Source organism: Psychrobacter sp. GW64-MNA-CIBAN-0177 (assembly GCF_040309585.1).
In the GTDB taxonomy this organism is placed as follows: domain Bacteria; phylum Pseudomonadota; class Gammaproteobacteria; order Pseudomonadales; family Moraxellaceae; genus Psychrobacter; species Psychrobacter okhotskensis.
This window is the reverse complement of sequence record NZ_JBEOOY010000092.1, coordinates 1-341: the sequence shown is the minus strand read 5'-3', so window position 1 is coordinate 341 and position 341 is coordinate 1. Positions and strand designations below refer to the sequence as shown.

Genomic DNA, 341 nt, shown 5'->3' with positions numbered 1-341 from the left:
TTTACGGCGTGGACTACCAGGGTATCTAATCCTGTTTGCTCCCCACGCTTTCGTACATGAGCGTCAGTGTTGACCCAGGTGGCTGCCTTCGCCATCGGTATTCCTTCAGATCTCTACGCATTTCACCGCTACACCTGAAATTCTACCACCCTCTATCACACTCTAGTTTGCCAGTTCGAAATGCAGTTCCCAGGTTGAGCCCGGGGCTTTCACATCTCGCTTAACAAACCGCCTGCGTACGCTTTACGCCCAGTAATTCCGATTAACGCTTGCACCCTCTGTATTACCGCGGCTGCTGGCACGGAGTTAGCCGGTGCTTCTTCTGTCAGTAACGTCACAGC

Annotated in this window: 1 rRNA gene; it reads right to left on the bottom strand. The window is 52.8% G+C overall.

Annotated features, from left to right (window positions below):
- Positions 1-341, bottom strand: a 16S ribosomal RNA gene (locus tag AAEY79_RS14310); the annotation flags it as partial.